The organism is Brevundimonas sp. UBA6550 (genome assembly GCF_002434505.1).
GTDB lineage: Bacteria > Pseudomonadota > Alphaproteobacteria > Caulobacterales > Caulobacteraceae > Brevundimonas.
Genome location: NZ_DJKE01000006.1, coordinates 324615 through 346485, shown reverse-complemented (window position 1 = coordinate 346485; position 21871 = coordinate 324615). Strand labels below are relative to the sequence as shown.

The window sequence follows — 21871 nt, the reverse complement described above, 5'->3', positions numbered from 1 at the left end:
GCGGCGCGACAGGTCGTCGGCGGCCTGGCTGATCTCGCCCGCGCCCGAGCGGATGCCCGAGACGTTGGCCACCACGACCGACACCGCGTCCTGAAGCTGGGCGATGGCGGCGTTGAAGTCCGATTTCAGCTGGGCCGCCTTGGGATTGAATTCGCTCTCGATCCGGTAGGTCAGATCGCCATTGGCCATGGCCGAGAGGCCTTGGCCCAGGGCGCTGATCGCCTGGGCGTCCTCGGCGGCCTCGCGCGCCTTTTCGGCTTCCCGCTCGGCTCGTTCCTGCTCGGACATGGAGCGTTGCGCCAGGGCCTCGCGCTCGATGCGGACCTTTTCGACGGCGGCGTCGCGGAAGGCGATGATCGCCTGCCCCATCTTGCCGAACTCGTCCTTGCGATCGGCGCCGACGATCTGGATCGCGGTGTCCCCGGCCATCAGTTTCTGCATATGGCCGATCATCGTGAAGATCGGACGCACGATGGCCCGCGTGACCACGAACCCGGCGACCAGGGCGATCAGAAGCGCGGCGATCAGGCCGATGACGACGGCCGACATCATCTCGCGGATGGCCCCGTCCTGAACCCGACGTGCGGCGGCCAGGGCGGCGTCGTTGGACGCCTTGATCTCGTCGACGGCGGCTTCCAGCGGGGCGACATAGGCGTCGGCGGCGCCGGAGCGGCCGACCATCCTGACCGCCTCGGCGGCGCGCCCCTCGCGGATCAGCACGACGCTGGGCTGGACCACGTTCGCATACCAGGTCGCATTGGCCTGGATGGCCTTGTCCACCGGCCCCGCGCGTTCGGCGGGCAGCTCGGCGCGCAGTTCCTGCATCGCCGCCAGAAACTTGGCGCGGTGCGCATCGACGCGCTCGATATAATAGGGGTCCTGCGACAGCAGATAGCCGCGAAGGGCGTTCTCCTGCCGGGTCATGTAGAACTCGGCCGCCGCCGTGTCGCGGTTGGCCTTGTTCTCGATGCTGCGCTGCTCGCCGGAACTCTGAATCCGCAGCAGACTGGACACGACGATGACGCCCATCACGGCGATGGCCGCCAGCACCAGGGCGAAGGCCGTGAACAGCTTTCGGCCGACCGGCATGTTCTCGATAAGCTTCAACTCAACATCCCCTTACTGGGTCAATCAAAACGAATAGGCGGCGGAGGCCACGAGGCGGCCTTCGTAGGGTTCGCCCGCGCTGTGGCGGTCGGTGTCGTACCAGCGCAGATCAAGGGCGACGGCGTCGGTCAGGCGGTGCTTGGCGCCCAGGTTCCAGGCGTTGTAATCGACGCCCCCGTCCGCCATCCGGTTGGCGACGGCGGCCGAAACCTTGGTGGCTGCGGACACGGCGACGGCGCCCTGAAGCTCCAGCCACCAAGCGGCCCTGGTCGCCGCAAACCCGTCGGGCGAATAGTTGACCCGCAGCCGCGTCGCGACTGGACCCAGTTTGCGGGCCGCGTCGGCCTGATATTCCCAGTAGTCGGCGTCCACGCCCGCGCGGCTGCCCGGCAGGTCGCGGTTCAGGACGCCGAGATCGAAGGCGAAGCCCGCCGCCTTGGGCCGCCAGCCCAGGGTTGAGACGATCTCCATATCATAACCCTGCGCCCCGGCCGCGTCGGACACGAAGACGCTGGCGTAGGCCTGGCCCAGTGCGCCCTCGACCTTGGCGAAGGGCGCGATGTCGCCGTCGCTCTTGCCCAGCCCCTTGCCGATATACTGGCTGGCGACGCCCAGCTCGCCCGAAAAGGACTGCGCCTCAGCGACGGACGGAACGACGGGCGCGAGCGCGACGACAGCGATGGAGAACGGAGCGACGAAGAGGCGCAAGATCGGGGTCCTTGAGACCACTGGATTATCCGTCCCAAGAATGAGGTTATGATTAATGCCGCCGGAAATTTCGCTTTATGTAGAAGTGCGTAGCAAATGTCGGGCTTGGCTTGCCAGTCACACACACAGGCCGCGCGCGAACGACGCGCCCTAGCTTTACGGCCGCGAAATACGTATTTTCACGCATAGACGAATGGCCTATATCGAATTGCGCCGAAAAAACGGCGGAAGGAGCGCTCGGGTGTATCTGCGCCTGCGACATGAGCCCTGATCGAGGCGACAGGCGCGTTGTGACGGCGGGCTTCGGCGCGCTCCTGAACCGCTATCGCACGAAAACCTGGCTGGGCGGCGCCATCGTGGCCGCTCTGACGGTGTCGGCGGCCATGGCGTTGAGATTGGCGCTCTCGCCCGTGGCCCATTTCTATTATCTGCCGGTGATGCCGGCGATCATGACCACGGCGCTGTTGGGGCGTCGGTCTTCGGTGGGACTGGCCATCGTTCTGGCCATCATCGGATGCGAACTGGTGGTGCGGCGCGACAGCATCGCCGACACCCTGGCCAACGCCGCGCTGTTCATCGTCGTCGCCTGGGCGGTGGCGGAGGCGTGCTTTCGGCTCAGGGCTGCGCTGGATGCGGCGCAGACGATGGCGCGCGACCTGGCGCGGCGCGAGCTGTTGCTGGACTCGATCCTGACCTCGACGCCGATCATCACGCTGGACTGCGACGGGCGCACACGCCGCGTCACGCAAGGCGCGGCCGCCTTGCTGGGGGTGGCGCCGAACGGTGCGCTGAACCAGCCGTTCGAGACCCTGCTGCCCGGCTTCGGCGCGGCGGCGTTGCAGGCGGCGCAGCGGTCGGACGGGGCTTCGCGGACGCTGTGGCGCGCGTCGAGAAGGCCGAACGGGGACGCGGCGTTGCTGACCGTCGCCGCGCACCAACTGCCCGACGACGCCGCGCCCGAACACACCGTCCTGACCCTGACGGACCAGAGCCAGGCCGAGGCGGCGCGCCGGCGCGAACGCGAACTGAACGACCGGCTGAGCAGCGTCTGGCGTCTGAACTCCATGGGCGAAATGGCCGCGACCCTGGCGCACGAGTTGAACCAGCCGCTCAGCGCCGCCGCCGTCTATCTGCATACGGGCCAGGCCGATCTGGCCCGGATCGGCCCTGTCGCCCAGCCGACCGTGCGCACCTTGGACCTGGCCAAGGCCCAGTTGCTGCGCGCGGGCGACATCATCCGGCGGATGCGCGAGATGATCTCCAACGGATCGCGCGCCTTCACCGAGGAGCGGGCCGCGCAGATGATCCGCGACCTGGAGCCGGTGATCGCACTGATCGCCCAGGACACGGGCGTCGTCATTCGCATTCAGACGGACGACGAGGACGACCATGTGCTGGCGGACCGCATCCAGCTGCAACAGGCCCTAACCAATCTGATCCGCAATGCGGTGGACGCGGTGATCAACCGCGACGACGGTCAGGTGACGGTGACGGGGCGAGCCTTGGGACCGGAAGGCTATGAGATTTCGGTGCGGGACAATGGACCCGGCATCGCCGAAGCGCAGATGGACCACATTTTTCATCCCATGATCTCGACCAAGACCGGCGGCATGGGTCTGGGTCTGTCCGTCACCCGCTCCATCGTCGAGAGCCATGGCTCGGCCCTGGCCGTCAGCCGTCCGCAGGGCGGCGGGGCCTGTTTCACCTTTCGACTGTCACGCCCCACGGAGTCTGAAATCCCATGACCCCGCATTCCGTCTTCATCGTCGACGACGACCCCGCCATGCGCGACGCCCTGACCCTGATGCTGCGCGGCGCAGGGTTTCGCGCCCGCGCCTTCGCCAGCGCCGACGACTTTCTGGACGACCTGCCGACCGACGCCAGCGCCTGCGTCGTCACCGACGTGCGGATGCCGGGGGTCGAGGGACCGGAGTTGGTGCGCCGGCTGAAGGCCCTGCGCGGCGACAGTTGGCCGGTCATCGTCATCACCGGCCACGCCGACGTGCCGCTGGCGGTGCAGTTGATGAAGGCGGGCGTTTCGGACTTCATCGAAAAGCCGTTCGATCCGCAGCAGATCCTGGACAGCGTCGGCCACTGCATCGCCTCGCTGAGCGGGCTTGAGGCCGAACGCGCCGCGCGCGAGGAGGCGCGACGCCGCCTCGCCTCCCTGACCAATCGCGAACGTCAGGTTTTCGAGGCCCTGATCGACGGCTGCTCCAACAAGGAGATCGCCCTGCAGCTGGAGATCAGCCCGCGCACGGTCGAGATTTTCCGCGCCAAGGTGATGACCAAGATGCAGGCCCCCAACCTGTCGACCCTGGTGCGGATCGGAATGCGTTTAGGCGACGCTTGAGCCGAAGGGGAATCGTCGCCACCTTAGGGCAATCATGAGCGACCGGTCCGCAGGCCTGGCCCCATCGCGCGTCACCGCGGTCCTGGGGCCCACCAACACCGGCAAGACCCATCTGGCGGTCGAGCGGATGCTGGGTCATGCCTCGGGCATGATCGGCCTGCCGCTGCGTCTGCTGGCGCGCGAGATCTATGAGCGGATCGTCAGGCTGCGCGGGGCCGCCGCCGTCGCCCTGATCACGGGCGAGGAGAAGATCGTCCCGACGCGCCCGCACTATTTCGTCTGTACGGTCGAGGCCATGCCGCTGGAGCGGTCGGTCGAGTTCCTGGCCATCGACGAGATCCAGCTGGTCGCCGACCCCGAGCGCGGCCACGTCTTCACCCAGCGGCTGCTGCACGCGCGCGGCCGGTTCGAGACCATGTTCCTGGGCGCCGGCACGATGGAGCCGCTGATCCGCCGTCTGGTCCCGGATGTGGAGATCGTGACGCGCGACCGGCTGTCCACCCTGTCCTACGCCGGGTCCAAGAAGCTGACCCGCCTGCCTCGGCGCAGCGCCATCGTCGCCTTCTCCACCGACCGGGTCTACGCCATCGCCGAACTGATCCGGCGTCAGAGGGGCGGGGCGGCGGTGGTCATGGGCTCGCTCAGTCCCCGCACCCGCAACGCCCAAGTGGCGCTTTATCAGTCGGGCGAGGTCGATTTCCTGGTCGCCACCGACGCCATCGGCATGGGGCTGAACATGGACGTGGACCATGTCGCCTTTGCGGGCTTGAGAAAGTTCGACGGCAGGCGGACCCGCTGGCTGCATGCCCATGAAATCGGCCAGATCGCCGGCCGCGCGGGTCGGCACCTGCGCGACGGCACGTTCGGGGTGACCGCCGAGGCCGAGGACCTGGACGCCGATCTGGTCGAACAGGTGGTCGAGCATCGCTTCGATCCGGTCGAGGCGGCGGAATGGAGAAACGCCCGGCTGGACTTCGAAACCCTGCCCGACCTGCTGCGGTCGCTGACGGTGACGCCCCAGCGTAGCGGCCTCAGCCTGACGGCAGAGGCGCTGGACGAGACCCTGTTGCGTCGCTTGATAAAGGACGAGGAGATCGCCCGTATCGGCCGGTCGCGCGGGGCCATCATGCGGCTGTGGGAGGCGTGTCAGCTGCCGGACTTCCAGAAGACGACGCTGGATGAGCACAGCCGCCTGGCCAAGGACGTCTTCACCGCCCTGACCAGCAAGCGCGGGCGCCTGACCGACGACTGGATGGCGCCGCGCTTCGCCTTCGTGGACCGCGACGACGGCCAGATCGACCAGTTGTCGGCGCGGCTGTCGGCGGTGCGCACCCTGTCCTACATCGCCAACCGGCCCGACTGGGTTCATGACGCCCAAGGCTGGCGCGACAAGACCCGCGCGCTGGAGGACCGGCTGTCCGACGTGCTGCACGAACGGTTGACTGCCCGGTTCGTGGATCGCCGCACCACCGCCCTGATGCGGGCCCTGAACGTGCGCGACGACACATTCGCGGGCGTGGCCGACGACGGCGAGGTCACGGTCGAGGGACAGGTTGTCGGCCAGCTGGAGGGCGTGCGGTTCCAGATGGAGAAGGGGTCGTCGGCGCTTGAGGACCGCACCCTGCGCCAGGCCGCCGTCCGCGCCGTGACGCCCGAGATCAACCGCCGCCTGGGACGGCTGGCCGCCGAGACGGACGAGGCCTTTGCCGTCACGCCCGACGGCGCGGTGCTGTGGCGCGGCGTGCTGACGGCCCAGGTCACAGCGACGCCGCAGGGGGCCGATCCGTTTTCCCCCCAGGCGAGGCTGCTGGGCGATCTGGGTCCCACGCCAGCGCGCGAGCGGGCGCAGCGGCGTCTGGAGGCATGGCTGGCGTCGGAGGCGGGCCGGGCGCTGCGTGATCTGCGCCGCCTGCGTCAGGCGGTCGAGACCGGCGCCCTGAAGGGCCTGCCGCGCGGCATCGCGTTTCGTCTGATCGAGGCCGGTGGGTTGATCGACCGGCGCGAGGTCGAACGCGATCTGGCCGCCCTGAGCCAGGTCGAGCGCCGCACCCTGAAAAGCTTCGCCATCCGCGTCGGGGTTCATTCGGTCTGGCTGCCGGGCCTGCAGAAGCCCCGCGCGCGACATTTCGCCCAAGCCTTCGTCGCCGCGCCCCTGATCCCGGCGACGCCCGACCTGATCCCCGCCCCGGTCGAGCCGCCCTCGCCGCGCCTGTTGTCGGCGCACGGCCTGCGTCTGGCGGGTCGCTGGCTGGCGCCGGTCGAGACACTGGAGAAGATGGCCGAACTTCGCGCCGCCAATCATGGACGCCTGTCCGATGAGGCTCTGGCGGAACTGGGCTGGAGCCCCGATCAGGCGAAACAGGTCATCGCCGCCCTGAAGACCGAACGCGCCCGCCAGCCGGATAAGCCGGGCGCCGCGCCCAGGCCGGTGAAGGATTCTCCGTTCGCCGCGCTGGCGGCCCTGACGGAGGCGCCGCCCGCACGCGCCAGACGCCACCGCCCGCGCCGAAAGGCCAAGGCTTGAGCGAGGACGCCTGCCGTATCGACATCTGGCTGTGGCGCGCGCGGTTCGTGAAGACGCGGGGGCTGGCCGCCGATCTGGTGGAGCGCGGCGCGGTGCGGCTGACGCATCACGGGCGCGAGACGCGGCTGGACAAGCCCAGTCGCTGCGTCCACGTCGGCGACCTGCTGACCTTCGCCCAGAACGGGCGCGTCGTCAGCCTGCGTGTCGAGGCTCTGGGCGAAAGGCGCGGACCCGCCGAGGAGGCCCGCGCCCTCTACGCCCTTACTTTTGAATGACGAACTCGCCTTCGATGTGCAGCTTCACCTCGTCGGACACGGCCGGCAGGGCGTAGTTGATGCCGAAGTCCGAGCGTTTGATGGTCGCTTCGCCGTCGAAGCCGGACTTGTAGGCGCCCATGACGGTGCCGGCGCCGTTGAACTTGACCTCGATGGTGACCGGCTTGGTCACGCCCTTCAGGGTCAGATCGCCGACCACCGTGGCTTCATTGCGATCGGACGGATCGACCGTCACCGAGCGCGAGACGAAGGTCGCGGTCGGGTGATTGGCGGTGTCGAAGAAGTCGGCGGTCTGCAGGTGGGCCTTCAGCCGGTCGTCGTTGGGCGCCACGTCGGTCAGCGGGATGGTTGCGGTCAGGGTAGAGGCCGACGGATTGGCCGGGTCCAGCTTCAGCTGGGCCTTCACGTTCACGAACTGACCCGTATAGGTCGACAGGCCGAAGTGATTGACCGACCAGGTGATCTTGCCGTGGCTGGATTCCAGATCGTAGTCGCCGGCCGTCACCTCGGCCGGGTTCGTGGTCAGGGCGGCCTGGGCGACCACGGCGCCGCCGGCGGCGAGGCTGAGCGCCAGGGCGCCGGCGAGGGCGTATTTCATGAAGGGCGTGCGCATAGGAGGGATCCTGTGATGGAAGGGCGGATATGCAATCAATACAGTTGCGATTAAGCCTGACCGTTGTCAAGGCGCGCTGGATGTCGCTCCAGTCGGCCTGCGAACGGCTCTCGCCTTAAGCCCTGCTGTTGACAGTTGGTTGCGTGGCCGCCATGTCGCAGGCCTCCCGCCCACAGACCGACGCCCGTTCCTCGCCCAATGACCTACATCGTCACCGACGCCTGCGTGAAATGTAAGTTCATGGACTGCGTCGAGGTGTGTCCGGTGGACTGCTTCTACGAGGGCGAGAACTTCCTGGTCATCGCGCCGGACGAATGCATCGACTGCGGCGTGTGCGAGCCGGAATGCCCCGTCGACGCCATCGTGCCCGACACCGAGGACGAACCGGACGGCAAATGGCTGCAGGTCAACGCCGAATACGCCAAGGTCTGGCCCAACATCACCGTCAAGGGCACGCCCCCCACCGACCGCGAACAGTACGAGCGCGAGACCGGCAAGTACGAGAAATACTTCAGCCCGAAACCAGGCAAGGGCTCCTGACGCCAAGGCTCGGGGCCGGGCCAGCCTTGCCGCAAATCCGCGTCCGCCTTGTGGACGTTTTGAAATTCCGCAGATTTGTGATAGGTTCTGTTTCATTGGATCGGGCGGTCCGCGAAAACTTCGCGCCGCCCGTGTTTGCGACAGAATCCCGCCCTAGACGGGATCGGCCAGAGGTTTGGTGATCCGTTTCCGCATTTGACGCCCGACATCATCCCCTCCGACGGAGCGATCCGGCGGATGAGATTCTGTTTGCGTTTCCTGCGCCTTCGCGTCGCCCGGCCCTGACCGGGAAAGGACGATTATGACGAGCAAGACTGGTCTGGAGTTCAAGGTTGGCGACGCGGTCGTCTATCCCGCGCACGGCGTCGGCAAGGTCGCCGCGATCGAGACGCAGGAAGTCGCCGGCATGTCGCTGGAAGTCTATGTCGTCACCTTCGACCACGAGAAGATGACCCTGCGCGTCCCGACCAAGAAGGCCGTGACGGCGGGCCTGCGTTCGCTGGCCGCCGACGATGTCGTGACCAAGGCCCTGACCACCCTGAAGGGCCGCGCCCGCATCAAGCGCACCATGTGGTCGCGTCGCGCCCAGGAATACGAGGCCAAGATCAACTCGGGCGACCTGATCTCCATCGCCGAAGTGGTTCGCGACCTGCACCGCGCCGACACCCAGCCGGAACAGTCCTATTCAGAGCGCCAGCTCTATGAATCGGCCCTGGACCGCATGGCCCGCGAAGTCGCCGCCGCCAACAAGATCGACAAGGACGCCGCCGTCGAACTCCTGGCCAAGTCGCTCAGCGCCAAGAAGCCGATCCCGACCGCCGAAGCGGCCTAAGCTTCGACGTCGAACAAACGAAAAGGCCCCGGAGCGATCCGGGGCCTTTTTGTTTCGGCCTCGGCTCAATCGGCATTCAGCCCGATAACGTCATTCCGGGGCGTCCGAAGGACGAACCCGGAACCCAGGAGGCACGCATCAGGCTTTAAGTGCGTCCAGAACCGCGCGTGCGCCCCTGGGTTCCGGGTTCTTCGCTCCGCTCAGCCCCGGAATGACGAAATGGGAAACGCGGCTGCGGCCTTCAGAAATATTCCGCGTTGGCCGGGCACTGGGCGGCCAGACGGCGCGCGGTGATGCTGGCGGGAATATACGGGGTGCCGCGCACCAGCTGGGCGCCGCCGCGGAAGCTGAAGCTGGTGTCGGTATAGGTTCCGTTCAGGCGCACGGCGATGCGGCGGCCCTTGCGGTCCTGACATGTGCCTTCGAACCGCGCGTTGCCGCCGCCGACCACGCGCGTCGGATAGGTGCAGCGCCACTTGTTGGTCGACAGGCCGCCGAAGAAGCGGTTGATCTCGCTGGGGCGCACGCACTTCTGCTCGGTGTCGCGCTGGCCCACAGCGCTGGTGGTGTATTCCCAATAGCCGGGCAGGACCTCGCTCTGGGCCGCCGTCTGGGCGGGCGCGATGGCGGGGGCGGCCAGCATGACGCCGCCGACCATCACCGGGGCCAGAACGGCGAGCGCCCTCTTGGGCAGGCGGTCGATCAGCGACGGACGGGACATGGCGGCCTTCTGTTCAGCGGAGGTGTTCATAATATGGGGCATAGAGCGTACGATTTGAACGAGGCCTGAACGGCGCCGTTCCCGGACAGGGGAAGGATCGACCGTTCCCGTCCAGACTCGACTTGACGCCGAACCGCCTCTTCCCTTATACGGCCCCCTCTCGCGCGGGCTGGTTCCCGCGCGCAACTGTTTCATGCGTCTGCTCCCAGCGTTTTCGGGGCGAACGCCGCACCTTAAGGATCTGACGATGTCGCGTCGTTGCGAACTCACCGGTATCGGCCCCATGGTCGGCCACAACGTGAGCCACTCGAACATCAAGACCAAGCGCCGCTTCCTGCCGTCGCTGAAGACGGTCAAGGTCACGTCGGACTCGCTGGGCCAGACCTTCAGCCTGCGGATCTCGAACGCCGCCCTGCGCACCCTGGACTATAAGGGCGGCCTGGACGCCTTCATCGTCAAGGCCCGCGACGAGCAGCTGTCGATCGCCGCCCAGCGCATCAAGCGTCAGGTTCGCGCCAAGCTGGCCGAACAAGCCGCCGCCTAAGTCCGGCGACGTCATAAAGTTCTGGGAAAGGCCGGCGGCGACGCCGGCCTTTTTCTTTGCGCGCCGGGCGCGCCGCGCTAAGCCTTTCACGCTGCTGAAAGGGGAAGTCCGATGCGCATCAAGACCCTGCTCGCCGCCGTCAGCCTGACGGCCCTGGCCGCCTGCGCGACCGCGCCCCGGCCCGCCGCCCCGCCGATGCGCGAATCGACCGCCTTCACCCTGGCCACGGACCAGCCGCGCACGGTCGAACAGATGGCCATGCAGTTCGACAAGGCCGATCTGACGATCAAGGTCATTCCCGCCGACAAGGCCATCGACGCCGTCGCCGTTCTGGACTTCACCGCCCTGGCGCCGCTGGAGCGGCTGGTGGTCGAGTTGGATACGCTGCTGACCATCGCCTCGGTGCGGGTGGACGGGGTGGAGGTTCCCGCCGACCGCTGGTCGAACCCCGAGGGACGGCTGACGGTCGCCCTGCCCCGTCCGCTGGCGACAGGACAGAAGACGGTTCTGCGCATCGCCTACGCCGGCCAGCCGCGCGTGGCGCCGCGCGCGCCCTGGGACGGCGGCTTCGTCTGGTCCACCGCCCCGACCGGCGAACCCTGGATCGCGACGGCCGTCCAGGGCGAGGGCTGCGACATCTTCTGGCCCTGCATCGACAGCCCGCACGGCGAGCCGGGCCGGGTCGATTTGCACATCACCGTGCCGTCGGAGCTTTCGGCGCCGTCCAACGGCCGGTTCCTGGGCAAGGTCGATCACGGCGACGGCTGGACCACCTGGAACTGGTCGGCGAAATCACCCAACACCTACGCCATCGCCCTGAACGTCGGTCCCTATGACGCGGTGACGGGCGACTATTCCAGCCGGTTCGGCAACACCATTCCGATGGCCTATTGGCATCTGAAGTCGGACACCCCGGAACAGGTCCAGGCCCTGTTCGCCCAGTTCCCGCAGATGCTGGATTTCTTCGAGGCCAATGTCGGCCCCTATCCGTTCGGCGACGAGAAGATGGGGGTGGTCGAGACGCCGCACCTGGGCATGGAGCACCAGACCATCAACGCCTATGGCAACGGCTACAAGATCGACGGGCGGGGCTATGACTGGCTGTTGCAGCACGAGTTCGCCCACGAATGGTTCGGCAATCAGCTGACCAATCAGAACGCCGACGACATGTGGCTGCACGAAGGTTTGGGCAGCTATATGCAGCCGCTGTACGCCCGCTGGCTGCTGGGCGACCGCTATATGCAGCGCGAACTGGCCAATCAGCGCGAGGGGTTGATCAACAACTACCCGGTCGTCTCGGGCACGTCCAAGACCGAGGACGAGGTCTACAAGGGCGACGTCGGGCCGGGCAACGACATCTATTCCAAGGGCTCGCTGATCAGCCATTCGCTGCGGATGCTGATCGGCGACGCGGCCTTCCACGCGGCGATCACGCGACTGGTCTATGGGCGGCCCGATCCCCAGCCCGGCAATTTCGCGCCGCTGTATCGTTCGACCGATGACTTTTTGCAGATCGTCAATGCGGTGACAGGTCAGGATTATGGCTGGTTCTTCCGGGGCTACCTCTACAACGCCGCCCTGCCGGTGCTGACACAGACGCGCGAGGGCGGGCTGTTGCGGCTGGAGTGGACGACCGGCGACGGCGGGGTCTTCCCCATGCCGGTCGAGGTGGAGATCGACGGCGGGGTCCAGGTCGTGGCGATGACCGGCGGTCGGGGCGAGATCGCGGTCGCGCCGGGCGCCCACGTTCTGATCGATCCGCAGAACAAGGTGCTGCGTCAGATGGACGTGATCGACGACCTGCAGGCTTACAAGGCGGCTCACGCCAAACCTCATTAACCGCTCATCCCCGCGAAAGCGGGGATCCAGTCCTTTCGCATAACCAACGCCGGATCGAGCGATGAGGACTAAAAGCGAAACTTGCGTCCAAAACCCTGGGTCCCCGCTTTCGCGGGGATGAGCGGGGATAAGACGCTCAGGCCGCCGCCACCGTCACCGACTGACGCACCATCTGGCAGCGTTCCTGGGTGGTCAGGAAGGCGATGTCGGCGGCGTCGCGACCGCAGGCGATCCGCACCAGCCCCTCGACCGGCGCCAGGCCCGTGGCGTCGACCAGCCACCAGCCATTGTCCAGCCAGACCTCGAAGATGGCGTGGAAGTCGGGCGGGGTCAGCTGGTGGGCGAAGGCGCTGACGGCGCGGGCCGGAATGCCCGAGGCGCGGCACAGGGTCATGCCCAGGTGGGTGAAGTCGCGGCACACCCCGGCCCGGTCGATGAAGGTTCGGGCCGCCGTGGTCTCCGTATCCGACACGCCATGCTCGTAATCCACGTGTTCGGAAATCCAGTTCAGGATCGCCAGCACCCGCGCCCCGCCGGCGGTCTCGCCGAACTCGCGCGCCACGAAGCGGCCGAACTGATCCGAGGGGCAGTAGCGGCTGGGCTGAAGATAGGGCAGCACCTCGGCCGGCAGCTCGCCCCAGTCGTGTTGCGACACCTCGGGCGGCAGGCCCTTCAGCACGCCGTTGTCCACCAGGGCCTCATAGGTCAGGGTCACCTCGCCCGAGACGTGACAACGCAGGGTGCGGGCGCCGAAATCGACATCCTCGTCCTCGTTGAACTCGACCGGCGGGTCGAAGGTCAGGCTTTCCTCCAGGATGTCCTGACCGGGCCAATGCGCGACCTGAATCTTGTAGATGGCGTCCGTCGGCGGATCGAAACGATAGACGAGCTCGGCGCGCACGCGCAGTTTCATGGGGGCGACCGATCCAGGCGAAAAAAGCGAGAGAGGCTGCTGAACGTCAGGCGATCTGAGCCGTTCCGTGCAACGCCGAGCCTTGTAGCGCGCCTCTCGCCCGGAGGAAATCGACAAGCCAACACAGTGTGTTAATCTGAACCCATGAGTGCTTCCCCCATCCTTCTCGCCCTTCGGGAAGCCACAGCCGCCGCACACGAGACCCTCGAGACCGAAGCCCGGATCGAGGCGCGTCTGGCCAGCCCTGAAACCCGACCGGCCACTGGCGGTGAAGGCTGCGCGGGCGACGGCGGGGGCCATGCGCGTGACCTTCTGGGCCACCCTGCTGGGCGCCCCCCTGCTGCTGATCGTGTCCCTGGCGCTGGGCGAGGACATCGTGCCCGCCAGCGCGGCTGGCTGGGGTGCCTGCCTCGCCATGGGCGTGATGCACGTTTTCGGTCAGGGCGGGGTGGCCTGGGCGTTGGGCCGCCTGCCCGCCTCGGTCACGGCCGTCACCATCCTGGTGCAGCCGGTGGTCGCGGGCCTGTTGGGCTGGTGGGTGTTCGGCGAGACCCTGACGCCGATCCAGGCCCTGGGCGGCGCCCTGGTGCTGGGCGCGGTCGTCCTGGCCCAACGCTCGCAACGCGCCAAGCCGACCTCCGCCGACGCCCAACCGGGCTGAAACGAAAGCCCCAAGAAAAAAACAGGCGCGGAAGCCGAAGCCGCCGCGCCTGTCTTCCAAATCTCGAAGTCTGTCCGACCTAGAGGATCTTGAGGTCGATCGCCGACGTCTTGCCGCGCTGGTTTTCCAGCTCGTACTCGACCTTGGCGTTTTCATCGAGGCCCTGAAGGCCAGCCTTCTGAACGGCGGTGACGTGAACGAACACGTCCGAGCCGCCGCTGTCGGGCTGGATAAAGCCGTAGCCCTTGGTGGGGTTGAACCACTTGACCGTGCCGGTCGCCATGTCTGCGTCTCCGTAAACGCGCTTTTCCAGGCGGATCCCTCTCGAGGTGACCCGACAATCCATCTGGACAGCTCGTTCAGGCGAAGGAGCGAAACGCAGGTGTGGACCCTACGCGAAATCCGGACTGTGCCGATGTTGTCACCCGGCTTTTCCAGACGGTCAACAGCGAAAGCGACTCGCAATCGCCGCATTCAACCTTAACGACAGATGCCTCTCGAGGCCCCGTCGATATGAAGATGATTGGCGTGGGCGGCGTTGTAGTCGGGCGACAGCACGGTGGAGAACAGGCGGCACGCCCCGTCGCGCACCCGATGCAGAAAGCGCGAGCCGGGCTGGCCCGCCGGGCCGGAACCGCCCCAGTCGTTCAGGACGCTGACCGTGCGGCCGTCCTTCAGGGTGACGGCGGCGACGTCCAGGGCATTGGCGCGGGCGTGTTCGCTGGGCCGCTCGCCCTCGTCCTGAGAGCCGTAGATGCGGCGACACGAATAGGTCCCGTAGTTCTCGACCCGCGCCGGCTCCGACCCCAGTTCCTCGCGCGCGACGGGGCGCAGGACCTGCCGATCCCAGATGACGTAGCGGACGGCCAGCGGGCACTGCATGACCACATTGGCCGGCGCCAGCGGCGTCACGGCCCCGCCCGCGATCCTGACGGCGCCGCGCACCACGCAGAAGCCGCCGTCGTCGCGATCGGCCGCGCGCTCGACCTCGACGCCCGCGTCCCGCAGGGCCTTCATGCAGGCGTCGGTCGCCCGCTCCAGCGTCTCGGCGGGTGCAGAGGCGTCCACATCGAAGGCGGCGACCTTGGCCGCCGTCGCCCCGCCCACCGGCCGGTCCAGATCCAGCGGCTTCCAGGGCAGATCCTGCGGCGGGGCGAACAGGTTCAGCAGGGCGAAACCGGCGCAGATCAGCAGGCCGATCTCCCAGACCAGGTTCCACATCTCCGCCAGATCGCGCTTCATCGGTCCCCCGCCCCGGCCCGCATTCCACGCCAGGCCCCAGCCCCTAACGCCCTGCGCCCCGCTCGGCTCCGCTTGAAGCGACACGGCGGCTTTCGCTTGCCGCCCGGCCGAACCTGGCCCACTCTTTCGTCATGGGAAAGAAATCCGACGCCTATGAATCCGAGCTGGAGCAGATCCAGCTGGCCATCGTCCAGGCCCAGGCCTGGAGCATAGAACACGGCTCGCGCGTGGTCATCGTGCTGGAGGGGCGCGACACCGCCGGCAAGGACGGCGCCATCAAGCGGCTGACAGAATATATGTCACCCCGCCAGACCCGCGTCGTGGCCCTGCCCAAGCCCAGCGACCGCGAAACCAGCCAATGGTATTTCCAGCGCTATGTGCCGCATCTGCCGGCGGCGGGCGAGACGGTCGTCTTCAACCGCTCCTGGTACAATCGCGCCGGGGTCGAGCCGGTGATGGGATACTGCACGCCAGAACAATACGCCCAGTTCATGACCGACGCCCCGCGGTTCGAGCGGATGCTGACCGACGACGGCATCATCCTGATCAAGATCTGGCTGGACATCTCGCGCAAGGAACAGGCGGCGCGACTGAAGGCGCGGCGCACCGACCCGCTGAAGAAGTTCAAGCTGTCGTCGCTGGACGCCGAGGCCGAGGCGCGGTTCGACGCCTATTCCGACGCGCGCGACCGTATGCTGGACGAGACCGACCGCGACTATGCGCCCTGGACCGTGGTGGCCACCGACGACAAGAAGACGGCGCGGCTGAACATCGGCCGCTTCATCCTGTCGGTGCTGAACCACACCGACCTGCCGGTCAATAAGCCGGACCCGGACGTGGTGTTCGGCGCGCATAAGGCCAAGGATCGGCTGGCGCGCTGAAACGACGGGCGGTCAGGCGGTGCGGACGATCCCGCCCGACGCCGCCACCGGCCAGGGGGTCAGCCGCCCGCCCGCGCAGGGGCCGCCCCTGCATTCGCCGGTCAGCGGCTCGAACACCGCCCCGTGCCAGCCGCACAGGATCAGCGATCCGTCGGGCGTCAGATAGCGGTCGATCTCCATGGCGATGGGAAAGCCGGCATGGGGGCAGCGGTCGACCCAGCCGGCCACCTGCCCATCCTTCCTGACCACGAAGCCGTGGAAGAAGGCCTCGCCGATCTGCAGCACGAAGCCGCGCGAGCCGGGGTCGGCGATGTCGCCCTCGGCGCACAGGGCCACGCCGGCCGGCGTCTTCCAGACCCGCTTACGCTCGGTCGCCACCGCCTCAGACACGCTCGGCCTTCAGCGGACGCGACAACAGGCCGTCGATCAGGCCGTCCACGTCGATCTCGCCGGCCAATAGGGCGGCGACGCCTTCGGAGATCGGGATTTCCACGCCCAGACGCGCCGCCAGTTCGCGCACGGCCGGCGCGCTCTCATAGCCTTCCGCCACCGATCGTTTGCCGGCCAGGGCCTGTTCGACCGTCTGGCCCTGCCCCAGGGCCAGACCCAGGCTCATGTTGCGCGACTGGGGGCTGGAGCAGGTCAGAACCAGATCGCCCAGACCGCACAGGCCCGCCACCGTCTCGGCCTGGCCGCCCATGGCGACGGCGAGACGGGTCATTTCCGCAAAGCCGCGCGTGATCAGGGCGGCGTGGGCGCTGCGGCCCAGTTGCCGTCCCTCGGAGATGCCGCAGGCGATGGCCAGCACGTTCTTCAGTGCGCCACCCGCCTCCGCGCCCACCAGATCGGTGGCCAGATAGGGCCGGAAGCCCGGCGCCGACAGAGTGTTCAGCAGCGCCTGGCCCAACGCCGCATCGGCGCAGGCCAGGGTGACGGCGGTCGGCAGGCCGCGCGACACCTCGCCCGCGAAACTGGGGCCGGACAGGACGGCGGCCGGGGCGCCCGGCAGGGTCTCGGCCAGCACCTCGGTCATCAGCTTCATCGTGCCGCGCTCCACCCCCTTGGAGCAAAGCACCACCGGCACGCCCGCCCGGTAATGGGAGGCGAAGGCGGTCAGGGTGGCGCGCATATGCTGGGCCGGCGGCACCGCCAGGATCAGGTCGCACCCGCCCAGGTCCGCCAGGTCGGACGTGAACTGAAGGTCGTCCGCCAGCGGCACGCCGGGCAAATAGAGGTCGTTGGCCCGCGTCGCCCGCATCGTCTCGACCAACTGCTGCTCGCGCGCCTGCAAGGTCGTGTCCAGACCCGCCCGGACGCAGACCTGGGCCAGGGCCGTGCCCCAGGCGCCCGCGCCGATGACCCCTGCCGTGCGGAATTCCATACGCCCTCCCGAGGCGGTTTCGTTCGTCATGCTTTCGCGCCCTTGCGCCCCGGCCTGTGCGAAGGATCGGACAGGGCGCGCGCTTCGTCCAGCGGCCATCGCGGCCGGGCGACCACGTCGATGTCGCTGGTCAGCCCCAGCGCCAGCCGTTCCGCCCCCGCCAGGGCGATCATCGCCGCATTGTCGGTGCAATAGGCCATCGGCGGCGCCAGGAAGTCGAAACCGTGTTTCGCCGCCGTCGCCTGCAAGGTCGCGCGGATGGTCTTGTTGGCCGCCACGCCCCCCGCCACCACGAACAACCGATGGTCATGCGTCTCCGCATAGGCCGCCAGCGCCCGCTCCGACCGATCCGACAGCTGACGCGCGATGGCGTTCTGAACCGCATCGGCCAGGTCCGCCTTGTCCTGCTCCGTCTCGCAGGTCTGGGCGATGCGGAAAGCCGCCGTCTTCAGACCCGAGAAGGAGAAGTCGCAATCCTTGCGGCCCAAGAGGGCGCGCGGCAGGTCGATCCTGGACCCGTCGCCCTGCACGGCCAGCCGCTCCAGCGCCGGCCCGCCCGGATAGCCCAGGCCCAGGGCCTTGGCGATCTTGTCGAAAGCCTCGCCGGCCGCGTCGTCGATGGTGGCGCCGATCCGGCTCATATCGCCGACGCCGCGCACCTCCAACAGCTGACAATGGCCGCCCGACACCAGCAGCAGCAGAAAGGGATAGGCGACCTCCGCCCCCAGCCGCGCCGAGACCGCATGGCCCTCCAGATGATTGACCGCCACCAGCGGCAGGCCACGCGCCAGGGCCGCCGCCTTGCCGAAGCTGAGGCCCACCATCACCCCGCCGACCAGACCCGGGCCGGCCGTCGCGGCGATCCCGTCCAACCCGTCATAGCCCATGCCCGCCTCGGCCATCGCGCGGCGGGTCACCTCCGCGATCATCTCGACATGGCTGCGCGCCGCGATCTCGGGCACCACCCCGCCATAGGCGGCATGATCGTCGATCTGGCTATGAACCACCGAGGACAGCACCTTGGCCCGGCCGGCGGTCAGGCGCACCACCGAGGCGGCCGTCTCGTCGCAGCTGGTCTCCAGGCCCAGCACCGTCAGGGCTTCACCGGGACGAGGGGGGACATCCCGTCCAGTTGCCGCTGACGGGCGGCTGCTATAGTCGGCGGACATCTCCATCCGGGTCGAGGTAGCGACCCGGCGCCCGGTACGCAACGCTCATGACCTTTCCTCTCCGCATCGGCACCCGGCGCTCCAAGCTGGCGCTCGCCCAATCCGGCATGATGCAGCGCGCCATCGGCCGCGCCCTGGGCGTGCCCGAGGCCGCGATCGAGACCGCCGTGCCCCTGGTCGAGATCGTCACCACCGGCGACCGGGTTCAGGACCGCCGCCTGCTGGAGATCGGCGGCAAGGCCCTGTTCACCAAGGAGATCGAGGAGGCCCTGCTGGCCGGCCGGATCGACGTCGCCATCCATTCGATGAAGGATGTGCCCGCCGAACAGCCCGAGGGCCTGTGCATCGCCGCCATCCCCGAGCGTGAGGACGCCCGCGACGCCTTCGTCAGCCGTGACTTCGACAGTTTCGACGCCCTGCCGTTCGGCGCGCGCCTGGGCACCGCCAGCCTGCGTCGCCAGGCCCAGGCCCTCGCTCTGCGCCCCGATCTGAAGGTCGAGATGCTGCGCGGCAATATCGACACCCGGCTGCGTCGCGCCGCCGACGGAGAGTTCGACGCCATCTTGCTGGCCGTCTCGGGCATGACGCGGCTGGGCGTCACCGACCATATTCGCGAAAAGCTGTCGCTGGACGCCTTCCTGCCCGCGCCGGGCCAGGGGGCGCTGGCGCTCCAGACCCGCGCCGCCGACATCGACGCCGGGCGAAACGCGCCTTGGGTCGCGGCCCTGAACCACGCCGAGACCGCCCTGTGCGTCGCCGCCGAGCGCGGGGCCATGACGGCGCTGGAAGGGTCCTGCCGCACCGCCGTGGGAGCCTATGCCCGCATCGATAACGACATCCTGCATCTGACCACCGAAATGCTCAGCCCCGACGGCTCGGCCCGCTGGCGCCGTGTCGGCGAACTGCCCCAGCCCGACACGGCCGCCGCCCGCGCCCTGGGCCAGCGGCTGGGGGCTGAGGTCAAGGACTTCGCCGGCGATCAGGAAGTCGACCCCGCGACGCTGGACGGATGACCGGCGCGGCCCCGCTCCGCGTCTGGATCACACGCGCCGAACCTGGCGCCGCGCGCACCGCCGCGCGGCTGCGGGACATGGGGCTGGAGCCCATCATCGCCCCCTTGCTGGCGGTCGAGCCGCTGACGCCCGCCCTGCCCGACCTGGCGATCTTCGACGCCCTGGCCTTCACCAGCCCCAACGGCGTCGCCGCCTACGCCCCCCTGACGCCGCGCCGCGACCACGCCGTCTTCGCCGTCGGCGACGCCACCGCCCAGGCCGCGTCGGCCGCCGGCTTTCCCGACGTTCGATCCGCCCAGGGCGACCTGACCGCCCTGGCCCGCTTGATCGCAGAAAGCCTGTCCGACGCCGCCATCCTGATCCCTCAGGCCGAAACCCCGGCCGGCGACATGACCGCCGCCCTGACCCAGGCCGGCGCCCGGCGCATCATGGCCCACCCCCTGCCGATCTACCGCACCAACCCCACCGCTCAGCCCGCCCCGGCCGCCTTCGACGCCGTCCTGATCCACTCACCCCGCGCCGCCAGACTGCTGGCCGACCGGCACGCCGCCGCGCTGCACGGCGCTATGATCGCCTGCATCTCCCCCGCCGCCGCCGCGCCCCTCGCCGCCCTGGGCCTGCCCCCCCTCGTCGCCCCAAGCCCGAACGAAGCCGCATTGCTCGCGATCTTCAATCCGACGCTTGGCAAGCGCGGCGCGTCCGTATAAAGACCCCCTCTCGCGCAGGGCCTCAGCCCCTCGCAGCCGGAGCCGCTTTAGCTCAGCCGGTAGAGCACATCATTCGTAATGATGGGGTCAGGTGTTCGAGTCACCTAAGCGGCACCACTTCCTTCTCTCAGCACGGAATGCCGTCGGCGGCGGCAGGCGACGGGCCGCATATCCTTGCGGTTGAATTGCTGGTCACCGGCGCAAGTAACACCCCTTAGGTTGCGAGCTTTGGCTTGACGCGGAGGGCGTTTTGGGGCCTTGGCACCGCATCAGATCTGACCGTAGGCCGAAATGAACGACGCAGTTGATCCCGTAGACATCGCCATTGGCGGACGCATCCGCGCGCGTCGCGAGGAACTTCGCATCACCCAGGCCCAGTTGGCCGCCGGCGCGGGCGTCACCTTCCAGCAGATTCAGAAGTACGAGCGGGGCGTCAATCGCGTGTCCGCCGCGCGCCTGCTGCAGATCGCCTCGGTTTTGAAATCCACCGGCGCGGCCCTGTTGGGCGAACTGGAGACGGCCGAGGGCGACGAGCTTGCGCTGGCCGCCCCGGGCGTCGCCGAACTGCTGGCGGCCTTCCGCGGCATTCAGGACCCCGCCCAACGCGACGCCCTGCTGACCGTCGCCAAGGGGTTGCGCGGCTGAGCGGCAGCCGCCCCCTGACGGCCTAGATCAGACCTGGGCTTGACGCAGCAGCCGCTCGACCGGCTGATCGTCGGCCTCGCCCGTGGAATGGTCGGCCAGCCAGCGCTGGACGGCCGTAAGGGCGCGCAGGTCCAGACCGTCGGAACGGCCCGCATCGACCATGTTCTGACGCACCACCTCCAGCATACAGGCCGCCTCGGCGGCGCTGACGGGGGTGTGGTTGAGCAGGCGCGGCTCGGCCTCGACCATCGGCCCCAGGTCCAGTTCGGCCAGCAGGTTGTCGGGACTGCCCGACACGCCGACCTTTTCGGCCATGGCGGCGGTGTCGAACCAGGAGCGGAAGAGGGGCAGGAAGCCCTTGATGGGTTCGGTGATCACGTTTCAGATCCTTTGAGTGCGTGCGCCGTCGGACCGGGCCGCAGCGAAGATTGAGAGCGGGCGTAGGGCGCGCAACGCGCCTCCCACACCCCGAAGAGGGCCAAGAACATGATCTCGACCCAGACGGTCATGCGCGCGGTGACGATGGACCAGGTCAGGGCGCCGGGACCGACAAGCGAAGACAGATGGGTGACGAAAGCCAGCATCTGGGCGCCGGCGGCCAGCAGCAGCCACCAGCGGTCATAGCGAAGGGCGAGCCTGATCAGCAGGATCAGCAGGCCCAAGGAGATCGTCGCGACCGCCCACCGGAATTGACCGATGACCAGATGATCGACCCAGCCCGACAGTATCTGGGCGAGAAACAGTCCCAGGGCGGCTTCACGCTCGGGCCGTCGTCCTTTCCAGACAAGCAGGCACAGGGCGAGGACAGTCACGCCCGAGCCGAACATCAATAGCGGCGAGGGCATGAAGCCGCCTCCGATCAGGCGGCCAGTTTGACGACGTCGAGGCGGGCGGTCGGCTTGGGATCGGTCTTGGCTTCGCCCATCCCTTCCATCCGCCAGCCGATGCCATGGTCGTCAGCGACCGTCGCCAAGTCGGCATGACCGGCGACGATGCTGGCGCGAACCGTGGCCAGCTGGCCCAGGCCCGAAATGATGTGTTCGACGGCCGATTGGCCCACCTCGGCCGCCAGACGGCTCTCCACGCGGCCTTCCAGAGAGGTTTGGACAAGGCGGCATACCTCGATCATGGCCTGGTCGATCGCATGTTCCGCCGTGCGGACCTGGCGTGCGACCCTGACCCCAACCTGCATATTTCTCATTG

26 protein-coding genes and 1 tRNA gene are annotated in these 21871 nt (G+C 68.1%); 14 read left to right on the top strand and 13 right to left on the bottom strand.

What is annotated here, in order from left to right:
- Together B3Z70_RS07720 and B3Z70_RS07715 are read right to left on the bottom strand one after the other, a co-directional pair.
- Nucleotides 1–1107, bottom strand: a 1107-nt coding sequence (locus B3Z70_RS07720; protein WP_292022943.1) for a CHASE3 domain-containing protein, incomplete at its 3' end; no start/stop codon positions are given.
- Nucleotides 1108–1131: 24 nt separating this feature from the next.
- Nucleotides 1132–1815, bottom strand: coding sequence for a TorF family putative porin (locus B3Z70_RS07715; RefSeq protein WP_292022945.1), 684 nt, complete (start codon nucleotides 1813–1815; stop codon nucleotides 1132–1134).
- Nucleotides 1816–2075: 260 nt separating this feature from the next.
- Here B3Z70_RS07715 and B3Z70_RS07710 point away from each other — a divergent pair, with 260 nt between their 5' ends.
- Genes B3Z70_RS07710 through B3Z70_RS07695 form a run of 4 tightly spaced genes read left to right on the top strand, consistent with a single transcriptional unit; the run spans nucleotide 2076 to nucleotide 6967 of the window.
- Nucleotides 2076–3560 (top strand): two-component system sensor histidine kinase NtrB, encoded by a 1485-nt coding sequence (locus B3Z70_RS07710; RefSeq protein ID WP_292022948.1) that lies wholly within the window; start codon nucleotides 2076–2078, stop codon nucleotides 3558–3560.
- Nucleotides 3557–4168, top strand: coding sequence for a response regulator FixJ (gene fixJ, locus B3Z70_RS07705; protein WP_292022950.1), 612 nt, complete (start codon nucleotides 3557–3559; stop codon nucleotides 4166–4168). Before B3Z70_RS07710 ends, fixJ begins: the two co-directional genes overlap by 4 nt.
- A 34-nt stretch (nucleotides 4169–4202) precedes the next feature.
- Entirely contained in the window at nucleotides 4203–6692 is a 2490-nt protein-coding gene (locus B3Z70_RS07700; RefSeq protein WP_292022952.1) for a helicase-related protein, read from the top strand.
- On the top strand, nucleotides 6689–6967 hold the full coding sequence (locus tag B3Z70_RS07695) for an RNA-binding S4 domain-containing protein (RefSeq protein WP_292022954.1): 279 nt from the start codon (nucleotides 6689–6691) through the stop codon (nucleotides 6965–6967). The genes B3Z70_RS07700 and B3Z70_RS07695 overlap by 4 nt, the downstream gene beginning before the upstream one ends.
- Here B3Z70_RS07695 and B3Z70_RS07690 read toward each other — a convergent pair.
- Nucleotides 6954–7580 (bottom strand): YceI family protein, encoded by a 627-nt coding sequence (locus B3Z70_RS07690; RefSeq protein ID WP_292022975.1) that lies wholly within the window; start codon nucleotides 7578–7580, stop codon nucleotides 6954–6956. The two genes, B3Z70_RS07695 and B3Z70_RS07690, sit on opposite strands and share 14 nt — an antisense overlap.
- 198 nt (nucleotides 7581–7778) lie before the next feature.
- Here B3Z70_RS07690 and fdxA point away from each other — a divergent pair, with 198 nt between their 5' ends.
- Nucleotides 7779–8120, top strand: coding sequence for a ferredoxin FdxA (fdxA, locus tag B3Z70_RS07685; RefSeq protein ID WP_292022977.1), 342 nt, complete (start codon nucleotides 7779–7781; stop codon nucleotides 8118–8120).
- A gap of 301 nt (nucleotides 8121–8421) precedes the next feature.
- Entirely contained in the window at nucleotides 8422–8952 is a 531-nt protein-coding gene (locus tag B3Z70_RS07680) for a CarD family transcriptional regulator (protein WP_055753908.1), read from the top strand.
- Between the two features lie 241 nt (nucleotides 8953–9193).
- Here the strand turns inward: B3Z70_RS07680 and B3Z70_RS07675 are convergent, their stop codons facing one another.
- The gene (locus B3Z70_RS07675) at nucleotides 9194–9673 is read right to left on the bottom strand and encodes a DUF3617 domain-containing protein (protein WP_292022978.1); all 480 of its coding nucleotides are present in this window, start codon (nucleotides 9671–9673) and stop codon (nucleotides 9194–9196) included.
- A gap of 247 nt (nucleotides 9674–9920) precedes the next feature.
- Here B3Z70_RS07675 and rpmB point away from each other — a divergent pair, with 247 nt between their 5' ends.
- Nucleotides 9921–10217: a 50S ribosomal protein L28 gene (gene rpmB / locus B3Z70_RS07670; protein WP_248118632.1), complete on the top strand. Its 297-nt coding sequence runs from the start codon at nucleotides 9921–9923 to the stop codon at nucleotides 10215–10217.
- Between the two features lie 111 nt (nucleotides 10218–10328).
- Nucleotides 10329–12056 (top strand): M1 family metallopeptidase, encoded by a 1728-nt coding sequence (locus tag B3Z70_RS07665; RefSeq protein ID WP_292022980.1) that lies wholly within the window; start codon nucleotides 10329–10331, stop codon nucleotides 12054–12056.
- A 136-nt stretch (nucleotides 12057–12192) separates the two neighbouring features.
- On the opposite strand, the gene B3Z70_RS07660 is transcribed toward B3Z70_RS07665, so the two are convergent.
- On the bottom strand, nucleotides 12193–12969 hold the full coding sequence (locus B3Z70_RS07660) for a transglutaminase-like domain-containing protein (RefSeq protein ID WP_292022982.1): 777 nt from the start codon (nucleotides 12967–12969) through the stop codon (nucleotides 12193–12195).
- 148 nt (nucleotides 12970–13117) lie between these two features.
- Here B3Z70_RS07660 and B3Z70_RS07655 point away from each other — a divergent pair, with 148 nt between their 5' ends.
- Nucleotides 13118–13630 carry a DMT family transporter gene (locus B3Z70_RS07655; protein ID WP_349679883.1) on the top strand — a complete coding sequence of 171 codons (513 nt, stop codon included), beginning with the start codon at nucleotides 13118–13120 and terminating at the stop codon, nucleotides 13628–13630.
- Nucleotides 13631–13709: 79 nt separating this feature from the next.
- Here the strand turns inward: B3Z70_RS07655 and B3Z70_RS07650 are convergent, their stop codons facing one another.
- A complete protein-coding gene (locus tag B3Z70_RS07650; RefSeq protein ID WP_248118638.1) occupies nucleotides 13710–13913 on the bottom strand; it encodes a cold-shock protein in 204 nt (67 codons plus the stop codon).
- 197 nt (nucleotides 13914–14110) lie between these two features.
- Nucleotides 14111–14956 (bottom strand): extensin family protein, encoded by an 846-nt coding sequence (locus tag B3Z70_RS07645; protein WP_292022989.1) that lies wholly within the window; start codon nucleotides 14954–14956, stop codon nucleotides 14111–14113.
- Between the two features lie 47 nt (nucleotides 14957–15003).
- Between B3Z70_RS07645 and ppk2 the strand changes: the two genes are divergently transcribed.
- The gene (gene ppk2, locus B3Z70_RS07640; RefSeq protein ID WP_292022990.1) at nucleotides 15004–15753 is read left to right on the top strand and encodes a polyphosphate kinase 2; all 750 of its coding nucleotides are present in this window, start codon (nucleotides 15004–15006) and stop codon (nucleotides 15751–15753) included.
- Between the two features lie 12 nt (nucleotides 15754–15765).
- On the opposite strand, the gene B3Z70_RS07635 is transcribed toward ppk2, so the two are convergent.
- The 3 genes from B3Z70_RS07635 to tsaD are packed head-to-tail and all read right to left on the bottom strand — an operon-like array spanning nucleotide 15766 to nucleotide 18183.
- Entirely contained in the window at nucleotides 15766–16143 is a 378-nt protein-coding gene (locus B3Z70_RS07635) for a Rieske (2Fe-2S) protein (protein WP_292022992.1), read from the bottom strand.
- Nucleotides 16136–17134 carry an NAD(P)H-dependent glycerol-3-phosphate dehydrogenase gene (locus B3Z70_RS07630; protein ID WP_292023017.1) on the bottom strand — a complete coding sequence of 333 codons (999 nt, stop codon included), beginning with the start codon at nucleotides 17132–17134 and terminating at the stop codon, nucleotides 16136–16138. Before B3Z70_RS07630 ends, B3Z70_RS07635 begins: the two co-directional genes overlap by 8 nt.
- A 26-nt stretch (nucleotides 17135–17160) precedes the next feature.
- Entirely contained in the window at nucleotides 17161–18183 is a 1023-nt protein-coding gene (gene tsaD, locus B3Z70_RS07625; RefSeq protein ID WP_409514373.1) for a tRNA (adenosine(37)-N6)-threonylcarbamoyltransferase complex transferase subunit TsaD, read from the bottom strand.
- Between the two features lie 167 nt (nucleotides 18184–18350).
- Here tsaD and hemC point away from each other — a divergent pair, with 167 nt between their 5' ends.
- From hemC to B3Z70_RS07605, 4 genes are all read left to right on the top strand, one after another.
- Nucleotides 18351–19316, top strand: a complete 966-nt coding sequence (gene hemC / locus B3Z70_RS07620; protein WP_292022996.1) for a hydroxymethylbilane synthase — start codon at nucleotides 18351–18353, stop codon at nucleotides 19314–19316.
- Nucleotides 19313–20023, top strand: coding sequence for a uroporphyrinogen-III synthase (locus B3Z70_RS07615; protein ID WP_292022998.1), 711 nt, complete (start codon nucleotides 19313–19315; stop codon nucleotides 20021–20023). Before hemC ends, B3Z70_RS07615 begins: the two co-directional genes overlap by 4 nt.
- A gap of 41 nt (nucleotides 20024–20064) precedes the next feature.
- Nucleotides 20065–20140 (top strand) — tRNA-Thr (locus B3Z70_RS07610).
- Between the two features lie 174 nt (nucleotides 20141–20314).
- Nucleotides 20315–20668 (top strand): helix-turn-helix domain-containing protein, encoded by a 354-nt coding sequence (locus B3Z70_RS07605; RefSeq protein ID WP_248118646.1) that lies wholly within the window; start codon nucleotides 20315–20317, stop codon nucleotides 20666–20668.
- A gap of 27 nt (nucleotides 20669–20695) precedes the next feature.
- Here B3Z70_RS07605 and B3Z70_RS07600 read toward each other — a convergent pair whose 3' ends face one another.
- Genes B3Z70_RS07600 through B3Z70_RS07590 form a run of 3 tightly spaced genes read right to left on the bottom strand, consistent with a single transcriptional unit; the run spans nucleotide 20696 to nucleotide 21869 of the window.
- The gene (locus B3Z70_RS07600) at nucleotides 20696–21046 is read right to left on the bottom strand and encodes a hypothetical protein (protein ID WP_292023001.1); all 351 of its coding nucleotides are present in this window, start codon (nucleotides 21044–21046) and stop codon (nucleotides 20696–20698) included.
- Nucleotides 21043–21513 carry a hypothetical protein gene (locus B3Z70_RS07595; protein WP_292023003.1) on the bottom strand — a complete coding sequence of 157 codons (471 nt, stop codon included), beginning with the start codon at nucleotides 21511–21513 and terminating at the stop codon, nucleotides 21043–21045. Before B3Z70_RS07595 ends, B3Z70_RS07600 begins: the two co-directional genes overlap by 4 nt.
- Nucleotides 21514–21527: 14 nt before the next feature.
- The gene (locus B3Z70_RS07590) at nucleotides 21528–21869 is read right to left on the bottom strand and encodes a hypothetical protein (protein WP_292023005.1); all 342 of its coding nucleotides are present in this window, start codon (nucleotides 21867–21869) and stop codon (nucleotides 21528–21530) included.
- Between the last annotated feature and the right edge of the window lie 2 nt (nucleotides 21870–21871).

Coding starts and splice junctions, on each gene's coding strand:
- B3Z70_RS07710 (WP_292022948.1), top strand. CDS start 2,076: ATGAGCCCTGATCGAGGCGACAGGCGCGTTGTGACGGCGGGCTTCGGC.
- fixJ (WP_292022950.1), top strand. CDS start 3,557: ATGACCCCGCATTCCGTCTTCATCGTCGACGACGACCCCGCCATGCGC.
- B3Z70_RS07700 (WP_292022952.1), top strand. CDS start 4,203: ATGAGCGACCGGTCCGCAGGCCTGGCCCCATCGCGCGTCACCGCGGTC.
- B3Z70_RS07690 (WP_292022975.1), bottom strand. CDS start 7,580: ATGCGCACGCCCTTCATGAAATACGCCCTCGCCGGCGCCCTGGCGCTC.
- fdxA (WP_292022977.1), top strand. CDS start 7,779: ATGACCTACATCGTCACCGACGCCTGCGTGAAATGTAAGTTCATGGAC.
- B3Z70_RS07680 (WP_055753908.1), top strand. CDS start 8,422: ATGACGAGCAAGACTGGTCTGGAGTTCAAGGTTGGCGACGCGGTCGTC.
- B3Z70_RS07675 (WP_292022978.1), bottom strand. CDS start 9,673: ATGTCCCGTCCGTCGCTGATCGACCGCCTGCCCAAGAGGGCGCTCGCC.
- rpmB (WP_248118632.1), top strand. CDS start 9,921: ATGTCGCGTCGTTGCGAACTCACCGGTATCGGCCCCATGGTCGGCCAC.
- B3Z70_RS07665 (WP_292022980.1), top strand. CDS start 10,329: ATGCGCATCAAGACCCTGCTCGCCGCCGTCAGCCTGACGGCCCTGGCC.
- B3Z70_RS07660 (WP_292022982.1), bottom strand. CDS start 12,969: ATGAAACTGCGCGTGCGCGCCGAGCTCGTCTATCGTTTCGATCCGCCG.
- B3Z70_RS07650 (WP_248118638.1), bottom strand. CDS start 13,913: ATGGCGACCGGCACGGTCAAGTGGTTCAACCCCACCAAGGGCTACGGC.
- ppk2 (WP_292022990.1), top strand. CDS start 15,004: ATGGGAAAGAAATCCGACGCCTATGAATCCGAGCTGGAGCAGATCCAG.
- B3Z70_RS07630 (WP_292023017.1), bottom strand. CDS start 17,134: ATGGAATTCCGCACGGCAGGGGTCATCGGCGCGGGCGCCTGGGGCACG.
- hemC (WP_292022996.1), top strand. CDS start 18,351: ATGACCTTTCCTCTCCGCATCGGCACCCGGCGCTCCAAGCTGGCGCTC.
- B3Z70_RS07615 (WP_292022998.1), top strand. CDS start 19,313: ATGACCGGCGCGGCCCCGCTCCGCGTCTGGATCACACGCGCCGAACCT.
- B3Z70_RS07605 (WP_248118646.1), top strand. CDS start 20,315: ATGAACGACGCAGTTGATCCCGTAGACATCGCCATTGGCGGACGCATC.
- B3Z70_RS07595 (WP_292023003.1), bottom strand. CDS start 21,513: ATGCCCTCGCCGCTATTGATGTTCGGCTCGGGCGTGACTGTCCTCGCC.
- B3Z70_RS07590 (WP_292023005.1), bottom strand. CDS start 21,869: ATGAGAAATATGCAGGTTGGGGTCAGGGTCGCACGCCAGGTCCGCACG.